General features: G+C 61.0%; 22 protein-coding genes. 13 read left to right on the top strand and 9 right to left on the bottom strand.

All coding sequences use genetic code 11. The features are described 5' to 3' along the window. Window positions 1–115 precede the first annotated feature (115 nt). On the top strand, window positions 116–718 hold the full coding sequence (locus tag AB4P90_RS20040; RefSeq protein ID WP_014719287.1) for a glutathione S-transferase family protein: 603 nt from the start codon (window positions 116–118) through the stop codon (window positions 716–718). 102 nt (window positions 719–820) lie between these two features. Here the strand turns inward: AB4P90_RS20040 and AB4P90_RS20035 are convergent, their stop codons facing one another. Then, window positions 821–1,717: a LysR family transcriptional regulator gene (locus AB4P90_RS20035; RefSeq protein ID WP_014719286.1), complete on the bottom strand. Its 897-nt coding sequence runs from the start codon at window positions 1,715–1,717 to the stop codon at window positions 821–823. A gap of 125 nt (window positions 1,718–1,842) precedes the next feature. On the opposite strand from AB4P90_RS20035, the gene AB4P90_RS20030 reads away from it, so the two are divergent. Genes AB4P90_RS20030 through AB4P90_RS20020 form a run of 3 tightly spaced genes read left to right on the top strand, consistent with a single transcriptional unit; the run spans window position 1,843 to window position 4,779 of the window. Then, window positions 1,843–3,135 (top strand): CitMHS family transporter, encoded by a 1,293-nt coding sequence (locus AB4P90_RS20030; protein WP_003192804.1) that lies wholly within the window; start codon window positions 1,843–1,845, stop codon window positions 3,133–3,135. Between the two features lies 1 nt (window position 3,136). Beyond that, a complete protein-coding gene (locus tag AB4P90_RS20025) occupies window positions 3,137–4,462 on the top strand; it encodes an acyclic terpene utilization AtuA family protein (RefSeq protein WP_395605328.1) in 1,326 nt (441 codons plus the stop codon). Further along, on the top strand, window positions 4,459–4,779 hold the full coding sequence (locus AB4P90_RS20020) for a hypothetical protein (protein ID WP_014719284.1): 321 nt from the start codon (window positions 4,459–4,461) through the stop codon (window positions 4,777–4,779). Before AB4P90_RS20025 ends, AB4P90_RS20020 begins: the two co-directional genes overlap by 4 nt. A 115-nt stretch (window positions 4,780–4,894) precedes the next feature. Here the strand turns inward: AB4P90_RS20020 and AB4P90_RS20015 are convergent, their stop codons facing one another. From AB4P90_RS20015 to AB4P90_RS19995, 5 genes are all read right to left on the bottom strand, one after another. Then, window positions 4,895–5,266: a glutathione S-transferase N-terminal domain-containing protein gene (locus tag AB4P90_RS20015; RefSeq protein ID WP_014719283.1), complete on the bottom strand. Its 372-nt coding sequence runs from the start codon at window positions 5,264–5,266 to the stop codon at window positions 4,895–4,897. 101 nt (window positions 5,267–5,367) lie between these two features. Beyond that, a complete protein-coding gene (folE, locus tag AB4P90_RS20010; protein WP_014719282.1) occupies window positions 5,368–5,913 on the bottom strand; it encodes a GTP cyclohydrolase I FolE in 546 nt (181 codons plus the stop codon). 78 nt (window positions 5,914–5,991) lie between these two features. Then, window positions 5,992–6,549, bottom strand: a complete 558-nt coding sequence (locus tag AB4P90_RS20005) for a Smr/MutS family protein (protein WP_003192796.1) — start codon at window positions 6,547–6,549, stop codon at window positions 5,992–5,994. A 75-nt stretch (window positions 6,550–6,624) separates the two neighbouring features. After that, window positions 6,625–6,945 carry a hypothetical protein gene (locus tag AB4P90_RS20000; protein ID WP_395605327.1) on the bottom strand — a complete coding sequence of 107 codons (321 nt, stop codon included), beginning with the start codon at window positions 6,943–6,945 and terminating at the stop codon, window positions 6,625–6,627. A 136-nt stretch (window positions 6,946–7,081) separates the two neighbouring features. Further along, window positions 7,082–7,672, bottom strand: coding sequence for a cysteine hydrolase family protein (locus AB4P90_RS19995; protein ID WP_014719280.1), 591 nt, complete (start codon window positions 7,670–7,672; stop codon window positions 7,082–7,084). A 240-nt stretch (window positions 7,673–7,912) separates the two neighbouring features. Between AB4P90_RS19995 and prmB the strand changes: the two genes are divergently transcribed. Further along, window positions 7,913–8,821, top strand: coding sequence for a 50S ribosomal protein L3 N(5)-glutamine methyltransferase (gene prmB, locus AB4P90_RS19990; RefSeq protein ID WP_014719279.1), 909 nt, complete (start codon window positions 7,913–7,915; stop codon window positions 8,819–8,821). A gap of 128 nt (window positions 8,822–8,949) precedes the next feature. Here prmB and AB4P90_RS19985 read toward each other — a convergent pair whose 3' ends face one another. Further along, window positions 8,950–9,753: a hypothetical protein gene (locus AB4P90_RS19985; protein WP_395605326.1), complete on the bottom strand. Its 804-nt coding sequence runs from the start codon at window positions 9,751–9,753 to the stop codon at window positions 8,950–8,952. 99 nt (window positions 9,754–9,852) lie between these two features. Continuing rightward, window positions 9,853–10,815, bottom strand: coding sequence for an alpha/beta hydrolase (locus AB4P90_RS19980; protein ID WP_038450997.1), 963 nt, complete (start codon window positions 10,813–10,815; stop codon window positions 9,853–9,855). Between the two features lie 143 nt (window positions 10,816–10,958). Here AB4P90_RS19980 and aroC point away from each other — a divergent pair, with 143 nt between their 5' ends. From aroC to AB4P90_RS19960, 4 genes are all read left to right on the top strand, one after another. Beyond that, window positions 10,959–12,050 carry a chorismate synthase gene (aroC, locus tag AB4P90_RS19975; protein ID WP_014719276.1) on the top strand — a complete coding sequence of 364 codons (1,092 nt, stop codon included), beginning with the start codon at window positions 10,959–10,961 and terminating at the stop codon, window positions 12,048–12,050. A gap of 76 nt (window positions 12,051–12,126) precedes the next feature. Continuing rightward, window positions 12,127–13,290, top strand: a complete 1,164-nt coding sequence (locus tag AB4P90_RS19970) for an MFS transporter (RefSeq protein ID WP_395605325.1) — start codon at window positions 12,127–12,129, stop codon at window positions 13,288–13,290. Next, window positions 13,287–13,817: an acireductone dioxygenase gene (locus AB4P90_RS19965; RefSeq protein WP_014719274.1), complete on the top strand. Its 531-nt coding sequence runs from the start codon at window positions 13,287–13,289 to the stop codon at window positions 13,815–13,817. Before AB4P90_RS19970 ends, AB4P90_RS19965 begins: the two co-directional genes overlap by 4 nt. Before the next feature lie 209 nt (window positions 13,818–14,026). Continuing rightward, a complete protein-coding gene (locus AB4P90_RS19960) occupies window positions 14,027–14,296 on the top strand; it encodes a response regulator transcription factor (RefSeq protein ID WP_014719273.1) in 270 nt (89 codons plus the stop codon). A gap of 59 nt (window positions 14,297–14,355) precedes the next feature. Here the strand turns inward: AB4P90_RS19960 and AB4P90_RS19955 are convergent, their stop codons facing one another. Next, window positions 14,356–14,634 carry a DUF3509 domain-containing protein gene (locus tag AB4P90_RS19955; protein ID WP_003172952.1) on the bottom strand — a complete coding sequence of 93 codons (279 nt, stop codon included), beginning with the start codon at window positions 14,632–14,634 and terminating at the stop codon, window positions 14,356–14,358. 468 nt (window positions 14,635–15,102) lie between these two features. On the opposite strand from AB4P90_RS19955, the gene AB4P90_RS19950 reads away from it, so the two are divergent. The 4 genes from AB4P90_RS19950 to AB4P90_RS19935 all read left to right on the top strand — a co-directional run bounded on the left by AB4P90_RS19950 (window position 15,103) and on the right by AB4P90_RS19935 (window position 18,382). Then, window positions 15,103–16,929: a long-chain-acyl-CoA synthetase gene (locus tag AB4P90_RS19950; RefSeq protein WP_198833583.1), complete on the top strand. Its 1,827-nt coding sequence runs from the start codon at window positions 15,103–15,105 to the stop codon at window positions 16,927–16,929. 106 nt (window positions 16,930–17,035) lie between these two features. Further along, window positions 17,036–17,551, top strand: a complete 516-nt coding sequence (locus tag AB4P90_RS19945) for an ankyrin repeat domain-containing protein (RefSeq protein ID WP_014719271.1) — start codon at window positions 17,036–17,038, stop codon at window positions 17,549–17,551. A gap of 41 nt (window positions 17,552–17,592) precedes the next feature. Further along, window positions 17,593–18,123: a hypothetical protein gene (locus AB4P90_RS19940; protein ID WP_032903736.1), complete on the top strand. Its 531-nt coding sequence runs from the start codon at window positions 17,593–17,595 to the stop codon at window positions 18,121–18,123. A gap of 67 nt (window positions 18,124–18,190) precedes the next feature. Continuing rightward, on the top strand, window positions 18,191–18,382 hold the full coding sequence (locus tag AB4P90_RS19935; RefSeq protein WP_003192770.1) for a PLDc N-terminal domain-containing protein: 192 nt from the start codon (window positions 18,191–18,193) through the stop codon (window positions 18,380–18,382). Window positions 18,383–18,708 lie beyond the last annotated feature (326 nt).

Raw genomic sequence — 18,708 nt, 5'->3', positions numbered from 1 at the left:
GGGATGAAAGGCGCAGGCCAAGGGATTTATTCTGCGCAACGCCTTGAAACAAGCCTTCGATACCCGCACCTTGTGGGCGCAAGCATTCGGTCAGCGCGGCGAAAAGGGGAGCCCCATGTACAAGGTTTATGGCGATTACAAGTCGGGCAATTGCTACAAGGTCAAATTGATGCTCAATCTGTTGGGCATCCCGTATGAATGGATCGATATCGATATCCTCAAGGGCGATACCCAGACCCCTGAGTTCCTGGCCAAGAACCCCAATGGCAAGGTCCCGGTATTGGAGCTTGAAGACGGCACCTGCCTGTGGGAGTCCAACGCGATTCTCAACTTCCTCGCCGATGGCAGCGAATTCCTGCCGACCGAACCGCGCCTGCGTACCCAGGTATTGCAGTGGCAGTTTTTCGAGCAGTACAGCCATGAGCCTTACATTGCGGTGGCGCGGTTTATTCAGTTCTACCTGAACATGCCCGAGGATCGGCTGGAAGAATACAAGACCACCCACAAAGGCGGTTACAAGGCCTTGAGAGTGATGGAGCGTCAGCTTCAAGCCACGCCTTATTTAGTGGGCGAGCAGTTTTCCATTGCCGATATTGCGTTGTATGCCTACACCCATGTGGCCCATGAAGGCGGCTTTGACCTGGCGCCGTATCCGGCGGTGCAGGCGTGGTTGCAGCGCGTGGCCAGTCATCCCAAGTACGTGGCGATGCTCGACTGACTCCCTCGGTCCAATGTGGGAGCTGGCTTGCCTGCGAGAGCGTCACCCTGGCGCCCCGGCTAAACCGAGGTGTCTGCATCGCATGCAAGCCAGCTCCCACATTTAGCGCGGCGGCGTGTCAGGCAGTGCTTTGTTGAGCAGTTCAAAGCAGCGCTGCGCCGCCGGGCTCAAGCCCATCCCGCTACGGCTGATCAACCCGATCTCTCGATTCACCCCGGGATGATCGATGCTGATCCGCTTCAAACCTTCCAGGCTATCCGCCGCTGACTCCGGCAACACACTGATGCCCAGGCCCTGGCGCACCAAGGCCAATACGGTCGACATGTAGTTGGCCTCCATGCCGGCGTTCAGCGTCAGCCGTGTCTCATCGAACAGCGTGTCCACTTGCTCGCGCACACTGCTGTCGCGGCCGGTCAGGATGATCGGCTGGTCCGCCAATTGTTCCAGAGTCAGTTGGCGATGGCGGGCGAGCGCATGGCCCGATGGCACAAATGCGCACAGCCGATCATTGAGCACCGGCACGAAGTCCAGCCCGTGGCTCAGGCGGGCGCGCACGCCGATGCCGAAATCCACTTCGCCGTTGCGAACCTTTGCATGAATGCGCTGGGCCACTAGGTCATGCAGGCGCACTTCGATGCCGGCGAAGCGTTGGCGAAACAGGCGCAAGGCCGGGGGCAGAGCGCCTGCGCAGACTGAGGGCAGGGCGGCAATGGTCACCACGCCGCGGCGCAAGGCGGCGAGGTCGCGGGAGCCGGTGACGATGTTGTCCAGGTCCAGCAGCAGTTTTTCCATGGGCCCGCGCGCCTCCTGGCCCGCAGCGGTAATGCTCACGTGGCGCGGGCTGCGGTCGAGCAGGGCGACGCCGAGCCAGTCTTCCAGTTGTTGCACCTGCACGGTGAGGGCCGACGGCGACAGATGCAGTTCGTTGGCCGCCTTGGTGAAGCTGCCTGTGCGGGCAACCGCAAGGAAAGCTTGAATGTGCTGGATGCTGTTTTTCATGCGCGTCGCTTCATTTTGTTTTTCCGAACGCTGGTGGCTGAATATTGCAATTTACAAAGCCTAGCGCGATTCCAATACTCCAGGGAAAACAATAACCGGCCAACCAGGCCGCCCTGGAGTAACCCATGCTCGCAACCCTGGGTGTCATCACCATCCTGTGCCTGCTCGCTGCCGTCATGAGCAAACGTCTCTCGCCGCTGGTGGCCTTGATCGCCTTGCCGATCATTGCCGCGCTGATCGGTGGATTTGGCCTGCAAACCAGCGCCTTCATCATTACCGGTATCAAGAACGTCGCCCCTGTGGTGGGCATGTTTGTGTTCGCGATCCTGTTTTTCGGGATCATGACCGACGCGGGCATGCTCGATCCCATCATTGATCGCATCCTGCGCACGGTCGGGACGCGTCCTACACGAATTGTGGTGGGTACTGCGACCCTGGCGTTGCTGGTACACCTGGACGGCTCTGGCGCTGTGACTTTCTTGGTGACGGTGCCGGCGATGCTGCCGCTGTATACGCGCCTCGGCATTGATAAACGCATCCTCGCCTGCGTATGTGCGATGGCCGCCGGGGTCAACTTCCTGCCCTGGACCGGCCCGGTGCTGCGTTCGTCGGCGGCCTTGCATGTGCCGGTGGCCGACCTGTTCCAACCATTGATCCCGGTTCAGATCGTCGGGCTGATCTTTGTCTTCGCCTGCGCCTGGTGGCTGGGCCATCGCGAAGAAAAGCGCCTCGGCCTGGGCGCGGGTTCCAGCGTGGAGGCGGTGCCGCAACGAGTGCTCAGCGATGACGACATCACGCTGCGTCGTCCACGGTTGTTCTGGGTCAACCTGATGCTGACCGTGCTGGTGATGGTGGTGATGATCGCCGGCTGGGTCGACCCGGTGGTGATGTTCATGCTCGGCACCGTGGTTGCGTTGTGCATCAACTATCCCAACGTGGACGCCCAGCGTGCGCGCATCGACGCCCATGCGAAAACCGCCCTGACCATGGCCAGTATCCTGCTCGCCGCCGGGGTATTTACCGGCATCATGCAAGGCACCGGCATGCTCAAGGCCATCGCCGAAGTGGCGGTGGCGCAGATCCCGGCGGGCCACGGCAAGTTGATCCCGGCCGTCGTGGGCTTCTTGTCCATGCCCCTGAGCATGTTGTTTGACCCCGATTCCTACTATTTCGGCGTGATGCCGGTGATCGCCGAAGTCGGCAAGGCCCTGGGCGTCGACCCGCTTCAGGTGGCCCAGGCTTCGCTGCTGGGCGTGCACACCACCGGCTTCCCGGTCAGCCCGCTGACGCCTGCGACCTTCCTGCTGGTGGGCCTGTGCAAGATCGAGTTGGCCGATCACCAGCGCTTCACCATTCCTTTCCTGTTTGCCGCCTCGGTGTTGATGACCCTGACGGCGTTGCTCCTGGGAGTGATTTGAGATGAACACCTTGCGCATCGGCTCCGGCGCCGGCTACTCCGGCGACCGTATAGAACCTGCGGTGGAACTGGCCGAACACGGCGACCTGGATTACCTGGTCTTCGAATGCCTGGCCGAACGCACCATCGCCCTGGCGCAACAGGCGCGCATCAGCGACCCGCAGGGCGGTTATGACCCGCTGCTCGCTGAGCGCATGCGCCGTGTCTTGCCCTTTGTAGGGCAGGGGGCGGGGCGTCGTCGCCTGCGCGTGATCACCAACATGGGGGCGGCAAACCCGTTGGCGGCGGCCGGGGAAGTGCGGCGCATTGCCGGCGAGCTGGGCCTGGGTCTCAAGGTCGTGGCGGTGGTCGGGGATGACGTGCTGCATACCTTGTCTGCCGAGCAGTTGCTGGATAACGGCCAGACCTTAGGCGCATTGGGCGAGCGGCTGATTTCCGCGAATGCCTACTTGGGTGTGGAGGGCATTCTTAACGCGTTGCACGCCGACGCCGATGTGGTGATCACCGGACGCGTGGCCGACCCTTCGCTATTCCTGGCGCCGCAGATGTTCGAGTTCGGCTGGGCCTTCGATGATTGGCCGCGACTGGGCCGGGGCACGTTGGTGGGGCATTTGCTCGAGTGCGCGGGGCAGGTCAGTGGCGGTTATTTCGCTGATCCAGGCTTCAAGGATGTGGAGGATCTGGCGCGCCTGGGCTTTCCCCTGGCCGAGGTCGACGCCGACGGCAATGCAGTGATCACCAAGGTGGCAGGCTCCGGTGGGCGGGTCAGCCGCGCGACCTGCGCCGAACAACTGATTTATGAAGTTCACGACCCGGCAGCCTACTTGACCCCGGATGTGACGGCCGACTTTTCTCAGGTCGGGTTTGTCGAGGAGGGCGTGGACCGGGTGCGTGCCCAAGGTGCCAGTGGGCGTGCCCGGCCTGATCAACTGAAGGTCAGCGTCGGTTACCTGGACGGTTGGATCGGTGAAGGGCAGATGTCTTACGGCGGTCCCGGTGCTGTCGCACGGGCTGAGTTGGCGCGAGAAGTGGTGCTCAAACGTCTGGCGTTGATCGGCGTCAACATGCAGGACCTGCGCGCCGAGTTGATCGGCATGGATTCATTGCACGGCCTGCGCAGCAGCGTCGAGCCTTGGGAAGTGCGCCTGCGGGTCGCTGCCCGGTGTGACGAGCGCAGCGACGCCGTGCGGATCGGCAATGAAGTGGAGACCCTCTACACCAACGGCCCGGCCGGCGGCGGTGGGGCGAGCAAGAGCGTGCGTCAGGTGGTGGCGGTGGCGTCGTTGCTGTTGCCCCGTGAAGCGGTCAAACCGAGGATTGAAGAATGAAACTGCACAGGCTGGCCCATTCCCGCACCGGGGATAAGGGCGACACGTCGAACATCTCGATCATTGCCTATCGCGCCGAGGATTATCCGTTGCTGTGTGAACAACTGACGGCTGAGCGCGTGGCCGAGTTCTTTGCCGATTTACGCGATCCCGATGCGGCACCGGTTCAGCGTCATGAGTTGCCGAACGTGCAGGCGCTGAACTTCGTCCTGCCGGGAATCCTGCGCGGCGGCGTAACCCGGTCGCTGGCCCTGGACGCCCACGGCAAGTGCCTGGGTTCGGCACTGTTGAATCTCGACCTGACAATACCGAATTAAGAACACAGCAGAGCAAATGTGGGAGCTGGCTTGCCTGCGATTGCATCACCTCGGTACATCTGCTGCACCGCGGTGCCCGCATCGCAGGCAAGCCCCACATTGACCGCAGTGGGCTTCAGAGCGCAGCGAAGCGCTTGTCCAGGTAGTCAATGATGACCTTGGAGTCATACATCCAGGTGGTCTGGCCGTTCTCTTCGATGCGCAGGCACGGCACTTTGATCTTGCCGCCTTGCTCCAGCAGGGTCTGACGGTCCTGCTCGTTGTTCTTCGCGTCCTTGAGCGCCACCGGCACATTCAGACGGTGCAGGGTGCGACGGGTCTTCACGCAGAACGGGCAGGCGTGGAACTGATACAGGGTCAGGTCCTTGGCTGCAGCATTGACCTTGGCCTGTTGCTCCGCCGGGCGTTGTTTTTTACGTGGGCGGGTAAGAAAGTCGCCCGCGATGATGACGTGGCCGAGGCCCACTCGAAGTGCTTTGACGAACATGGCTGAAACCTCTTGCCCATGACTGAGGGGGCGCAGCTTACCTGATTTCTGCAGGCGAAAAAAAACCGGCGATGAACGCCGGTTTTTTCCTGCCTGGCCGGTTACTTGATCAGGCTGAGAAATTCGCTGCGGGTGGCCGCGTTCTCGCGGAACTCACCCAGCATCACCGAGGTGATCATCGACGAATTCTGTTTCTCGACACCGCGCATCATCATGCACATGTGCTTGGCCTCGATCACCACGGCCACGCCCAGGGCGCCTGTGACTTCCAACACGGCGTCGGCGATCTGGCGGCTGAGGTTTTCCTGGATCTGCAGGCGGCGCGCATACATGTCGACAATACGCGCGACCTTCGACAGGCCCAGCACTTTGCCGCTCGGGATATAGGCCACGTGGGCCTTGCCGATAAACGGCAGCAGATGATGCTCGCACAACGAGTACAGCTCGATGTCCTTGACCAGCACCATTTCGCTGTTGTCAGAGCTGAACAAGGCACCGTTGGTGACTTCTTCGAGTGTCTGTTCATAACCGCGGCAGAGGTACTGCATTGCCTTGGCGGCACGCTTTGGCGTGTCGAGCAGGCCCTCGCGGGACACGTCCTCGCCGAGTTGGCCGAGGATCGCGGTGTAATTCTGTTCCAGGGACATGAAACTACCTGTGGGATTTTCGCAAAGCGCAAGGTTACGGTGGCGGACACATCGCTGCAAGCCTGACGATGGCACTTGTTACTCGTCGCGCCCTTCCATCATGGTGCGCTTGAGCATCACATACACCGCGCCGGCGCCGCCGTGACGAGCCTGGCAGGAGGTAAAGCCGAGCACCTGGGCATGCTGGCGCAGCCAGGTATTGACGTGGCTTTTGATCATCGGCCGCTTCCCGTCCAACCGCACCGCCTTGCCGTGGGTGACGCGCACGCAGCGGATTTCGAATTTGGTCGCTTCGGCCAGGAAGGCCCAGAGGGTTTCCCGGGCTTTTTCCACGGTCATGCCGTGCAGGTCGAGGCTGCCTTCGAACGGGATCTGGCCAGCCTTGAGCTTGCGCATCTGGCTTTCCTGCACGCCGTCGCGGGCCCACATCAGTTCATCTTCGGGGCCGACGTCGATCACGAACTGGTCAGACAGGCCATCCACGGTGGTGGCATCGGTGCGCACGGTCGCGGCCTGGCGCAGCTTGGCGATCTGCGCCCGGTCAGTCTTGGGTTTGCCGGTGTCGGCGCGGTCGTGCTTGATCGGCTTGACGCCGCGCAGCTCGTTTTTGAACAGGGAAAAATCGTCGTCTTGCATGTCAGCCTCCGCGAAGGGCGGGCAGTTTACCTAAATCGCGGCGGCCAGGGCGCAGGAAACGCTATCCAAGCGCCATCAGTCGTGCTTTCTCATCAGGTGAGAGGCGATATTCAACGACAGCGGCTGGCGCATTTTCCGACGGCTGCGACGCCATAGCCACACGCCCAACCACAGCACCAGCAAGCCGATCCCCAGCAGAAGTGCCGAGCCGCCCGGGCTGGCATTCAGTTCGCCCAGGGCGGGCGAATGCCCAAACAGGCCGGCGCCACCAGCGCCCGCCAACAACAAGCCTACTATCGCCAGCAACGCGGCCATGCACGCTACCAGGCGCAGACGCCAATTGCTCGGGCCCTTGGGGCGCAAGCGACGAGCATCAAAACCATCGGATATCTTCATTCCGACCTTTCCTCCAGGGTATCGGCCCTTCGACCGGAAGATACACAGGTTGTTCCGGGGGGAGAGGTAAATGCGCCAAATGAAAGGGCTTTGCGGATGAGCGGAGCAATAAACACGCCGCTCACCGCCAGCAGGATCAGATCAAGTCTTTGGCCAGCGCCAGGGTGGCGAAGTTGTCTGCCATGATGGCCATTTCGGTTTGCTGCACATGCTCGGCGCTCAGGATACCGCCCTTGTAGGGCAGGTCGCGGGTGGCGCAGGCGTCTTCCACCAGGGTGCAGCGAAAGCCCAGGTTCTTGGCCGCGCGCACGGTGGTGCTGACGCTGGAGTGGCTCATGAAACCGCAGACGATCAGGTCCAGGGAGCCGAGGTCTTGCAGGTGCTTTTCCAGACCGGTGCCATGGAAGGCGCTAGGCAGCAGTTTGCCGATGATGGTTTCGTCACCCTCAGGCTCAAGGCCCGGAATGAATTCGCCGCGCTCGCCCTGGGGGTCAAACAGGCCGCCCACGGTGCCCAGGTGGCGCACATGCACAATCGGGCGCCCGGCGCTGCGCGCTGCGGTCACAAGCTGCTTGATGTTCTCTACCGCCGCGTCCATGCCCGAGAGGGCGAGCGGGCCGCTGAGGTATTCTTTCTGGGCGTCGATGATCACCAGGGTCGCATGATTGAGGTTGGCTGCTGCGTAACCGCGACCGCTGAGTTGAAACATCGTCTTTGGAACGGACATTCTGGGGCTCCTGTGAGTGGGGCTTTTGCGACATTGTCCACTGGCTGAGCGCTTCTGTGAATCGCTACTATCGTAAGGTACGCCGTTGCTGGCGTGCAGCCATGTCAAGAGGCAGGCCTGTTTAACACAATGCGGGCAAATTGGATGAAATCCGACGTACGGCGCCAGGTTTTTCGTACATCGTCGGTACAGGTGAAGGCTGTTAGAATCGCCAGTCGTTTTTTCCAGGAGCTTGCCCCCGTGATCACTTCCCGCCTGCGCACCTTGCGCGACCATATCCGTTGGGCTGTCAGCCGTTTCCATGGGGAAGAGCTGTTTTTTGGCCATGGCACCGACAATGCCTGGGACGAAGCCCGACAATTGGTGCTGGGCGCCTTGCACCTGCCGTGGGAAATCGCCGACAGCTATTTGGATTGCAACCTGGAAGAAGAGGAAATCTCCCACGTGCAGCGCTTGCTGCATCGCCGTATCCATGAGCGAGTGCCGACGGCCTACCTGTTGAACGAAGCCTGGTTTTGCGGCATGTCGTTTATCGTCGATGAGCGCGTATTGATCCCGCGTTCACCCATAGGCGAGCTGATTGAAGACCGCTTCGAACCCTGGCTGGCCCAGCCGCCGGCACGCATCCTCGACCTGTGCACCGGCTCCGGTTGCATCGGCATCGCCTGTGCCTATGAGTTCCCCGAGGCCGAAGTGGTGCTGGGAGACTTGTCCTTCGAAGCCCTGGAAGTGGCGAACCAGAACATCGAGCGCCATGGCGTCGACGAGCGCGTCTACACCGTGCAGGGCGATGGTTTTGACGGGTTACCCGGCCAGCGTTTCGACCTCATCGTGTCGAACCCGCCCTACGTGGATGCCGAAGATTTCGCCGACATGCCCGATGAATACCAGCACGAACCGGAACTGGGCCTGGCCTGCGGTGAAGACGGCCTGAACCTGGTACGCCGGATGCTGGCCGAAGCGGCGGACCACCTGACCGAGAAGGGCTTGCTGATTGTCGAAGTGGGCAACAGCCAGGTGCATGTCGAGGCGCTGTACCCGGAAGTGGACTTCGCCTGGCTGGACTTCAAGCGCGGTGGGCATGGGGTGTTTATGTTGACGGCTGAGCAGTGCCGCCAACACCAGGCCGTTTTCGCTGCCCGGATATAACTGCAGAAACTCGGTCAATGTGGGAGCTGGCTTGCCTGCGATAGCGGTGGGTCAGCTTGCACTTGTGCTACTGATACATCGCTATCGCAGGCAAGCCAGCTCCCCCATTTTGATTGCATTTCAATCTATCAGCGGTGCGTGGCAATCCAGATCAACAACCCCGCCTGGAACACCGTAAACGCCACCAGACAAGTGATGGTAAAGCGCAGCCCGCTGTCCTCACGCTTGAACTTGGTGACTTTCTCCTCTTCCTTGCGCAGCTTCACTTCCTGCTCCGCCAGGTTCTGCTCGGCCTGTTGCAGCATCTGTGCGGCTTCAAGGATCTCCACGAACTGCACTTTCTCGGTGTTCCAGCTGTCCAGCACCTCGCTGACCTTGCCGGGCTGCACATTGCCTTTGAGGTGCTGCACATCGGCGTAGGCCACATCGAAACCCTGGATACGCAGGAAATGATCGCGGCGCAGGCGCGTGGCTTCGTTGATGGCGTCCTTGTTGGCCAGGTCCACGCCGTCGACGCGGTAGTGGGACCACTTCTTCTTCGCCCAGGCGGCGCCTTGAGCCACCAGGAAACGCCCGATACCGCGGTTGGCCGGCTCGATTTCCAGACTGTTGCCGGGCCCGAAGTGCACGCGGTGTTTATCGTGATCGACCCAGATATCCAGGTGGTTCTGCTCGCGCCGTACTCGCTGGCCCGGTAACTGGATGACCATGCGCAACAGGCTGTGGTGTTTATCATGGCGCTCGGCATAGCCGAACTGCACAAAGCGCAACGGCCGTGCGCCGGTCGCGCGGTCGGTGGCCAGCGGGGCCAGGCGCAGCATCTTGAAATGTTCGGCGTGAACGTCGGCCCACGGCAGGGCCGCTGCGGCGCCAGCTTCGGTTGCGGCCGGGGTCTCGGCGGTCGATTCGGGTGTTGTTTCGGTGGTTGTCATGCGGCGCGATCCTGTCCAAGCCCTGCGAGCCGACAGTCTTTTTACTGTCGACTCTGGACTTATCGGCCGTTTTTCCCAGGACTGGAGGCCAATTGCCGCTTAACGGGGTTGAAGTCCTTCGATAAAGCTGACGATACGTTGGCCCAGCTCCGCAGCCAGCGGCAGTTTCGGGTCGTTGTAGGAGGCCAGTTGCTGCTTCACGTTATTGGGCACGATGCGCATCACGTGGTTCATGCCTTCGATCACCGTCAACTGCGCGTCGGGCTTGGCCTGCTTCAGTTGCCGGGCATCACCTACGCCAACCTGGATATCGTTGGTGCCTTGGATAATCAGCGCCGGCATGTCCAAGCGCGCAAAGGCGGCCGACGGATCGGCGCGGAACAGGCTGATCAGATACGGCTGCACGCTGGGTCGGAAAATGCCCTCCAATGGGCGCGGCACGTCGGCGTCCACCTGGCCGGCCTTGAGGTGATCGAGTATTTCATTGCTGCGCAGCAGCAGGGCAGGGGGCAAGTGATCGGCCAGTTGCTGACGGATCACCTGGTCCACCGGGCGGGCGCTGCCAGACAAGGAAATGACCCCGGCCGGTTCAAGTTGCGGCGCGGCGAGGGCGGCGACCAGCGCGCCCTCGCTGTGGCCCAGCACAATCAGCGGGCCCATGCGCTTGTCGGCCTTGAGTAACTTGCCCCAGGCCACGGCGTCGGCCACATACGCCGCCAGGGTCAGGTTGCGCTCATCCGGCGTGGCCGCCAGGCTTGCAGCCACGCCGCGCTTGTCGTAGCGCACGCTGGCGATCTTATGCCGGGCCAGTACCCAGGCCAGGCGCTTGAGGCTGTCGTTGCGCGCGCCGTCGGCGCTGTTGCCGTTGCGGTCGGTGGGGCCGGAGCCGGCGATGATCAGCACCACCGGCACCGGTTTATCCGATTGCGGCAAGAGCAGCGAGCCAAAGAGTTGGCCGCTGCCGGTGTCCAGGCTGATCGGGCGTTGCAAGACGACAGGGGAGGCGGCCTGGGCCACGGCGGTGAACAGGGTGAGGGTGAACAGCAGAACTCGCAGCATCATAGCGCCATCATTGGAGAGGTGCCGGTTGGACCAACGTCTACCGGTAAGGTTTCGAGGATGAACTAGTCGGTTAGCCTGCGTATACTGGCCGCCTTAAGTTATTACGGTTGACTTGATTCAACTGATTTCACGGAGCGCCCTGCATGTCCGGCAATACCTTCGGCAAGCTGTTCACTGTCACCACCGCGGGCGAAAGCCATGGCCCGGCGTTGGTCGCCATTGTCGACGGCTGCCCGCCAGGCCTGGAGCTGAGCCTGGACGACCTGCAGCGTGATCTCGACCGCCGCAAGCCCGGCACCAGCCGCCACACCACCCAGCGCCAGGAGCCGGACGAAGTCGAAATCCTTTCCGGGGTGTTCGAGGGCCGCACTACCGGCTGCGCCATTGGCCTGTTGATCCGCAACACCGACCAGAAGTCCAAGGACTACTCGGCGATCAAGGACCTGTTCCGCCCGGCCCATGCCGACTACACCTACCACCACAAATACGGCGAACGCGACTACCGTGGCGGTGGCCGCAGCTCGGCGCGTGAAACCGCCATGCGCGTGGCCGCCGGCGCCATCGCCAAGAAATACCTGGCCACCCAGGGCATCGTCATCCGTGGCTACATGAGCCAGTTGGGGCCGATTGAAATCCCGTTCAAGACCTGGGACAGCGTCGAAGACAACGCCTTCTTCTGCCCCGACCCGGACAAGGTGCCGGAACTGGAAGCCTACATGGACCAGTTGCGCCGCGACCAGGACTCGGTCGGCGCGAAGATCACCGTGGTGGCCGAAGGCGTGAAGCCGGGCCTGGGCGAGCCGATCTTTGATCGCCTCGACGCCGAACTGGCCCATGCGCTGATGAGCATCAACGCGGTGAAAGGTGTGGAAATCGGCGCCGGCTTCGCCTGCGTATCCCAGCGCGGTACCGAGCATCGCGATGAGATGACCCCTGAAGGTTTCCTCAGCAACAACGCGGGCGGCATCCTCGGCGGTATTTCTTCCGGCCAGCCGATCGTGGCGCACCTGGCGCTCAAGGCCACGTCGAGCATTACCACGCCTGGCCGTTCGATCGATGTGCACGGCAACCCGGTGGACGTGATCACCAAAGGCCGCCACGACCCGTGCGTCGGCATCCGCGCCACACCGATTGCCGAAGCCATGATGGCCATCGTGCTGATGGACCACCTGCTGCGCAACCGCGGGCAGAATGCCGATGTGCGCGTGAGTACCCCGGTACTGGGCCAACTGTGATCGCCTGGGGCAATGAGCGCGCTTATTGTGGTGAGCGAGCTTGCTCGCGCTGGGCTGCAAAGCAGCCCTGAATAAAATGAACCCAGCCCTCCCATACTGGCGCCTCTCCAGCTTCTACCTGTTCTATTTCGCCCTGCTGGGGGCGACAGCGCCGTTCCTGGCGCTGTACTTCGATCACCTCGGTTTCTCCAGCGCGCGCATCGGCGAACTGGTGGCGATTCCCATGCTGATGCGCTGCGTGGCCCCCAACCTGTGGGGCTGGATCGGCGACTACACCGGCCGGCGCCTGGCCATTGTGCGATTCGGCGCGGTGTGCACCCTGGCCAGCTTCTGCCTGATTTTTGTCAGCAAGACCTACGCCTGGCTGGCGATGGTCATGGCCCTGCACGCGTTCTTCTGGCACGCGGTGCTGCCGCAGTTTGAAGTCATCACCCTGGCCCACCTGCACAAGCAAACCTCGCGCTACAGCCAGATCCGTCTGTGGGGCTCCATTGGTTTTATCCTCACCGTGGTGATCATGGGGCGCCTGTTCGATTGGCTGAGCCTGGATATCTACCCGGTGGTGGTCGTGGTGATCATGGCCGGCATCATCGGCGCCAGCCTTTGGGTACCGAACGCGCAGCCGGCCAGCCACGGCAACCGCATGGCCGGCGATGGCTTTCTCAAACAATTGCGCAGCCCCGGCGTGCTGGCGTTTTATGCCTGCGTGGCGCTGATGCAAATGAGCCATGGCCCGTATTACACCTTCCTGACCCTGCACCTGGAGCATTTGGGCTACAGCCGCGGCGTAATCGGCCTACTGTGGGCGCTGGGGGTGGTGGCGGAAGTGCTGATGTTCCTGGCCATGAGCCGTATTCTTGCGCGCTTTTCGGTGCGCCGGGTGCTGCTCGCCAGTTTCCTGCTGGCCGCGCTGCGCTGGTGGCTGCTGGGTTCATTTGCCGAAGTTTTCTGGCTGCTGCTGGTGGCGCAGTTGATGCACGCCGCCACGTTCGGCAGCTTTCACGCGGCGGCAATTGCCTTTGTGCAACGCAGCTTCGGTGACCGCCAGCAAGGCAAGGGTCAGGCCCTTTATGCCGCGCTGGCCGGCACCGGCGGCGCGCTCGGCGCCCTCTATTCCGGTTACAGCTGGAACCTGCTGGGGCCCACCTTCACGTTCAGTATCGCCAGCCTCGCGGCCCTGGCCGTCGCCATTATCATTGGCCTTCGATTGCAAGAGCCGAACCAAGGAACCGTGCAATGAGCTATGTAGCCGTCTACTCCATCGCCTCCCCGGACACCCCGAACAAAGTGTTGACCCATGCCGACGACATCCAGTCGACCCTGGCCGAGCACGGCGTGCGTTTTGAGCGCTGGCAGCCCAGCCCGATAGAAAAGGGCGCCACTGATGCTGAAATGATTGCCGCCTACCAGGCTCAGATCGAAGCCCTCGGCTACGCCGCTGTGGAAGTGGTCAGCGTGACCCAAGACCATCCGCAGAAGGACGTGTTACGTGCGCAGTTCCTGGACGAACGTACCTACAGTGAAGACGAGGTGCGTTTCTTCATCGCAGGCCAGGGGCTGTTTACGCTGCACATAGGCGACTATGTGTACAGCTTGCGCTGTGAGAAGAATGACTTGCTGATCATCCCGGCCGGTGTGCCGCACTGGTTCGACATGGGCGAGAACCCGCACTGTGTGACACTGCGTTTGTTCAACACGGCCCAAGGCGTTGTGCCCTCGTTGACCTGTGATGCGATTGCCACTCGCTTTCCAGGACTGGATGACTAAGCGTAGATAACTGAATGTTCAACCCTGGCAAGTTGGAAGTCGCTGTGGGAAGAAACTTAATTATTTGTAGGGTAAAGCTGTTTGTTCTCTGCCGTGCGCTTTGATTCCACTCGTTATGTAACTCTCTGTTCAGCGTAAATGTTTATGCCATCTGTCAATAGGAGGAATCCGAAAGATGGCAGCGCATCAGCAGACATAAGGAGAGAACAATGAGTGGCCCCGAGGAGACGTATCGCCCGTCGGTTATTGTGCCCACGGCTATCAGAAAACGCCGGAGCTTGTCCGGCAAGCCCCTGACTCCCACGGAGCTGGAAATCCTGCGATGGGCCTCCGAGGGCAAGACTGTCTGGGAAATCAGCCAGATTCGCGCCACCTCTGAAGCCACGGTGAAATTTCATCTGCGCAACATCTACGGCAAGTTGGATGTCACCAACCGTGTGCAGGCAAAGAATGAGGCGGTTCGGCAGGGCTTATGTTAATGGCATGAAAAAGGGCCGCGACGCTGAGTAGCGTCGCGGCCCTTTTTCAGAGGTGTAGATTAGGCCGAGTGATAGGTCGGCAGCGCAAAGCGGTTCTGGCTTTGCAACATCGAAATCTGCGGCAGTTCGCTGGCTTGTTCGGCCAAGTCACGGCGAATAGCGCTAATCACCCAAGTCAGTTGGTCGGCAGTGTGCAGCTGCTGATAAGAGATCGAGCGCTTGACCTGCTTACCTTCGCTGTTGCGCAGGGTCAACAGGATACCGCCGTCCGGACGTGGCTGGGTGGTGACGTCGTAGTTGGAGAATACTGAAGCGAATTTATCTTGGATCAGGCTCATGTCTATCAGCTCCATTGGCTCAAGTTGGCAAGCATGGAGTGATAGGTGCAGTGATTGTGCCAGTATTGGTTATTCTAAAAAATCGTTATAAATCAGCAAGTTATAAATTTATAGGATTTTCGTTTTCGTGCAATTTGCATGAAGGGCCATCGTGCATCCTGCATTTTGCGCTATCTGCCCGGTGATTTTTCCGGCAGGAAGGGGGAGGGCTGTAATGATACTGACCGTCTTTTGCTCGGAAAAATCCCGGTCGGCTGGGAGGTCGTCATCGCAGCGATGCGCCGACCCGACAAGCCAGCTCCCACATTTTGAGGGTGCAGTGTCAGGGAGATAAGCATCGGCCGGCCGCCACGAGATACAAAACTTTTCAAATCCCACGTGTACAGCCAAAGAACCGCTGACGTATTTTCCGCTACACCAGTCGATGTACCTGGACCAGACCAAGAATAAGAAAAGGGACGTCCCGCCATGACTCATCAGCAAGTCGACATGATCACCTGGCGCATGATGCTGCGTAAGGTGCCTGCCATTGTTCGGGCGCTCCCACGGGTGGTGCGCGGCATGCGTGCGGCCAACGTCACCGACCCCAACCAACCCTGCGGCCTGGGCTGGCATTTCGAACAAGCCACCTTGCGTAACCCTGACGGTGCTGCCCTGCTGTATGGGGACAGCGTGATCAGCTACCGCGACGCCAATCAGTGCGCCAATCGCATTGCCCATCACTTGCAGGCCCAGGGCATCCGCAAGGGCGATGTGGTAGCGCTGTTTATCGAGAATCGCCCCGAGTTGCTGCTCAACGTGCTGGCCGTGGCCAAGCTGGGCGGCATCTGCGCCATGCTCAACACGGCGCAAACTCAAGGGGCGCTGGTACACAGCCTGACCCTGGTCAAGCCGGTTGCCATTGTGGTCGGTGCCGAATTGCTGAGCCCTTACGCAGCAGTGCGCGATCAAGTCCAGATCCCGGCCGAGCGCACTTGGTTCGTGGCCGATCAGCCGGGCAGTAGGGTGCCCGACGGCTACATCGACCTGATGGCCGCCAGTGCCGAAAGCCCGGTGGACGACCCGGCGAGTTCCGCGCAGGTGTTCTTCCACGATCCCTGCTTCTATATCTACACCTCCGGCACCACCGGCTTGCCCAAGGCCGGCATCATGAAGCACGGGCGCTGGACCAAAACCGCCGTGAGCTTCGGCAGTATCGCCCTGGACATGGGGCCACAGGACGTCCTCTATTGCACCTTGCCGCTGTACCACGCCACCGGCCTGTGCGTGTGCTGGGGGGCGGCGATTATCGGTGCGTCCGGCTTTGCCATTCGGCGCAAATTCAGCGCCAGCCAGTTCTGGGACGATGCACGCAAGTTCAAGGCGACCACCCTGGGCTATGTCGGTGAGTTGTGCCGCTATCTGCTCGACCAGCCCGCGAGTGCGCAGGACCGTGATAACCAGGTGACCAAGATGGTCGGCAACGGCCTGCGCCCCGGTGTGTGGGCGCAGTTCAAGCAGCGCTATGGTGTGGAGCATATCTGCGAACTGTATGCCGCCAGCGACGGCAATATCGGCTTTACCAACGTGCTGAACTTTGACAACACCATCGGCTTTTGCCTGCAGCATTGGGCGCTGGTGGACTACGCCCATGACACTGGTGAACCGCTGCGCGGCAGCAACGGGTTCATGGTCAAGGTGCCCACCGGCGGGCAGGGCCTGTTATTGGCGCGCATTGATGATAAGTCGCCCTTCGACGGTTACACCGACCCGGAAAAGAACCGCAAGGTGGTACTGACCGACGTATTCGAAAAAGGCGACCGCTATTTCAACACCGGCGACCTGGTGCGCAGCATCGGTTTCGGGCATGCGCAATTTGTCGATCGCCTGGGGGATACCTATCGCTGGAAGGGCGAAAACGTCTCGACCACCGAGGTGGAAAACGTCCTGCTGAAACACCCGCAGATCGCTGAAGTGGTGGCCTATGGCGTCGAAATCGACAACACCAACGGCCGCGCCGGCATGGTCGCCATCACCCCCAGCGAATCCCTGGCCAGCCTGGACATGCGCGAACTGCTGCAATTCGCCCACGGCCAGTTGCCCCCTTATGCGGTGCCGTTGTTTTTGCGGATCAAGGTGAAGATGGAAACCACCGGCACGTTCAAGTACCAGAAAGTGAAGCTCAAGGAGCAAGGGTTCGACCCGGACAAGGCTGGCAATGACCCGGTCTACGCCTGGTTGCCGGGTTCGGACAGCTATGTGCCGGTGACCGGGCAATTGCTGGCGCAGATCCAGGGCGGCCAATTCCGTTATTGATTCTGGCTATGGCGGCTTTTGACAAAAAAGCCATGACACCGGGGAACTCCATCGCGACACTGGGCGCCTTAAACAGTTATGTCAGTCGCCTCAGCAAGGAGCCCCCATGTCAGATCAGCCTAAACAAATGACCGAAGACGAAGCCGCCGAGTTTGCCGAGCAAGTCTTCGACGTCGCCCGGCGCGGCGACGCCGCCATGCTTGCCGCACTGTTGGCGAAAGGCCTGCCGGCCAACTTTCGTAATCACAATGGCGACACCTTGTTGATGCTCGCGGCGTACCACGGCCATGCCGAGGCGGTCAAAGTGCTGCTGGAGTTCAAGGCCGACCCCCTGATCGCCAACGACAAGAACCAGTTGCCGATTGCCGGCGCGGCGTTCAAAGGCAACCTGCCGGTGGTGCAGGCGTTGATCGAGGGCGGCACGCCGATTGACGCGGCCTCCTCGGACGGGCGTACGGCCTTGATGATGGCGGCGATGTTCAACCGCGTTGACATGGTTGATTACCTGCTTGGTAAAGGCGCAAACCCCAAGGCCACCGATGCACAAGGCGCGACGGCACTGGCCGCGGCGCAGACCATGGGCGCGGTGGATACGGCGGCGCAGTTGCAGAAACTGGTGTAGGCTACGCGCCCTTCAAAACTTGCCCGTTACAGGATCGCCCCATGAAAACCGCCCTCGTCGAACTCATCAGCAAAATCAGCGCCGGCGTCATGGGGGAGGATGAAGTAGCGCGTATTGCCGACGAAGCGGCCCAGGCCTACGCGGACCCGGCGGCGTTCCTGGCGGCCAATCCGGATATCAACTACGACGACAGTTTCCCGATTCCGCTGGGAGAGTGGGTGGTGGTCGGTAGCCTGCCAGACACGGTGTTGTTCCAGGCCGATACCTATGGCGACCTGTTTGCCCAGATCGTCGCGTCGTTCGGTCCGGGCGTGGCGTTCAACCTCAAGCCCAAGCAACTGGCCAAGACCGAAGACCTGACCGCGCTCAACCGCATCCAGATCCAGATGAGCGCCCTGAGCCCGGAAGACGGCGGTTATGTGCTGATGAACTTCAGCCAGTTGCTGGACGACGAGATCCAGGCAGTGCTGGTGTTCGGCAACGACCTGGCGCGGGTACTGGAACTGTGTGCCGAAGTCGGCATCAAGGCCGAACCATCATTGGAAGCCTTGAAGATTGCCGTACACGTCTGAAATAAAACGGAACCCGCGCCAAGGCTGACTATCCTACAAGTGCATGCCCTCACTTAGGAGCGACACCATGGGTTCCACGTTTAATAGTCTGATTGGCCTGATCATCCTCGCGCTGGATATCTGGGCAATCATCAACGTGTTCAAAAGCGGCGCCAGCACCGGCGCCAAAGTGCTGTGGATCCTGTTGATCCTGCTGTTGCCAGTGCTGGGCCTGATCATCTGGGCTATCGCCGGGCCGCGCGGTAACGTGCGGATCTGACGCCCCACCCGATTTGGAGCGGGCACAGTCAATGTGGGAGCTGGCTTGCCTGCGATAGCGGTGGGTCAGCTTGCATTGTTTTGGTTGACACACCGCTATCGCAGGCAAGCCAGCTCCCACAGTGGGTTTCACAGCATTAATTAAATTTGTGTGTCGAAACTATTCGCCGCACGAAATTTTCACATCCCATCCAAGACAATTCGCCGGCTTTATCCGGCTGCCAGGGCTCTATCTCCAGTGCCCTTAAAGGCAGGGCCGTGCCTTACGTTCAGTAATTAATAGCCTTGCCGGCCTCGATCGGGCACCATTTGTGCCACCGCGTTAAC

Source organism: Pseudomonas sp. B16120, from assembly GCF_044218845.1.
GTDB classification, from domain to species: domain Bacteria; phylum Pseudomonadota; class Gammaproteobacteria; order Pseudomonadales; family Pseudomonadaceae; genus Aquipseudomonas; species Aquipseudomonas paracarnis.
This window is presented reverse-complemented; position numbering and strand designations above follow the sequence as displayed.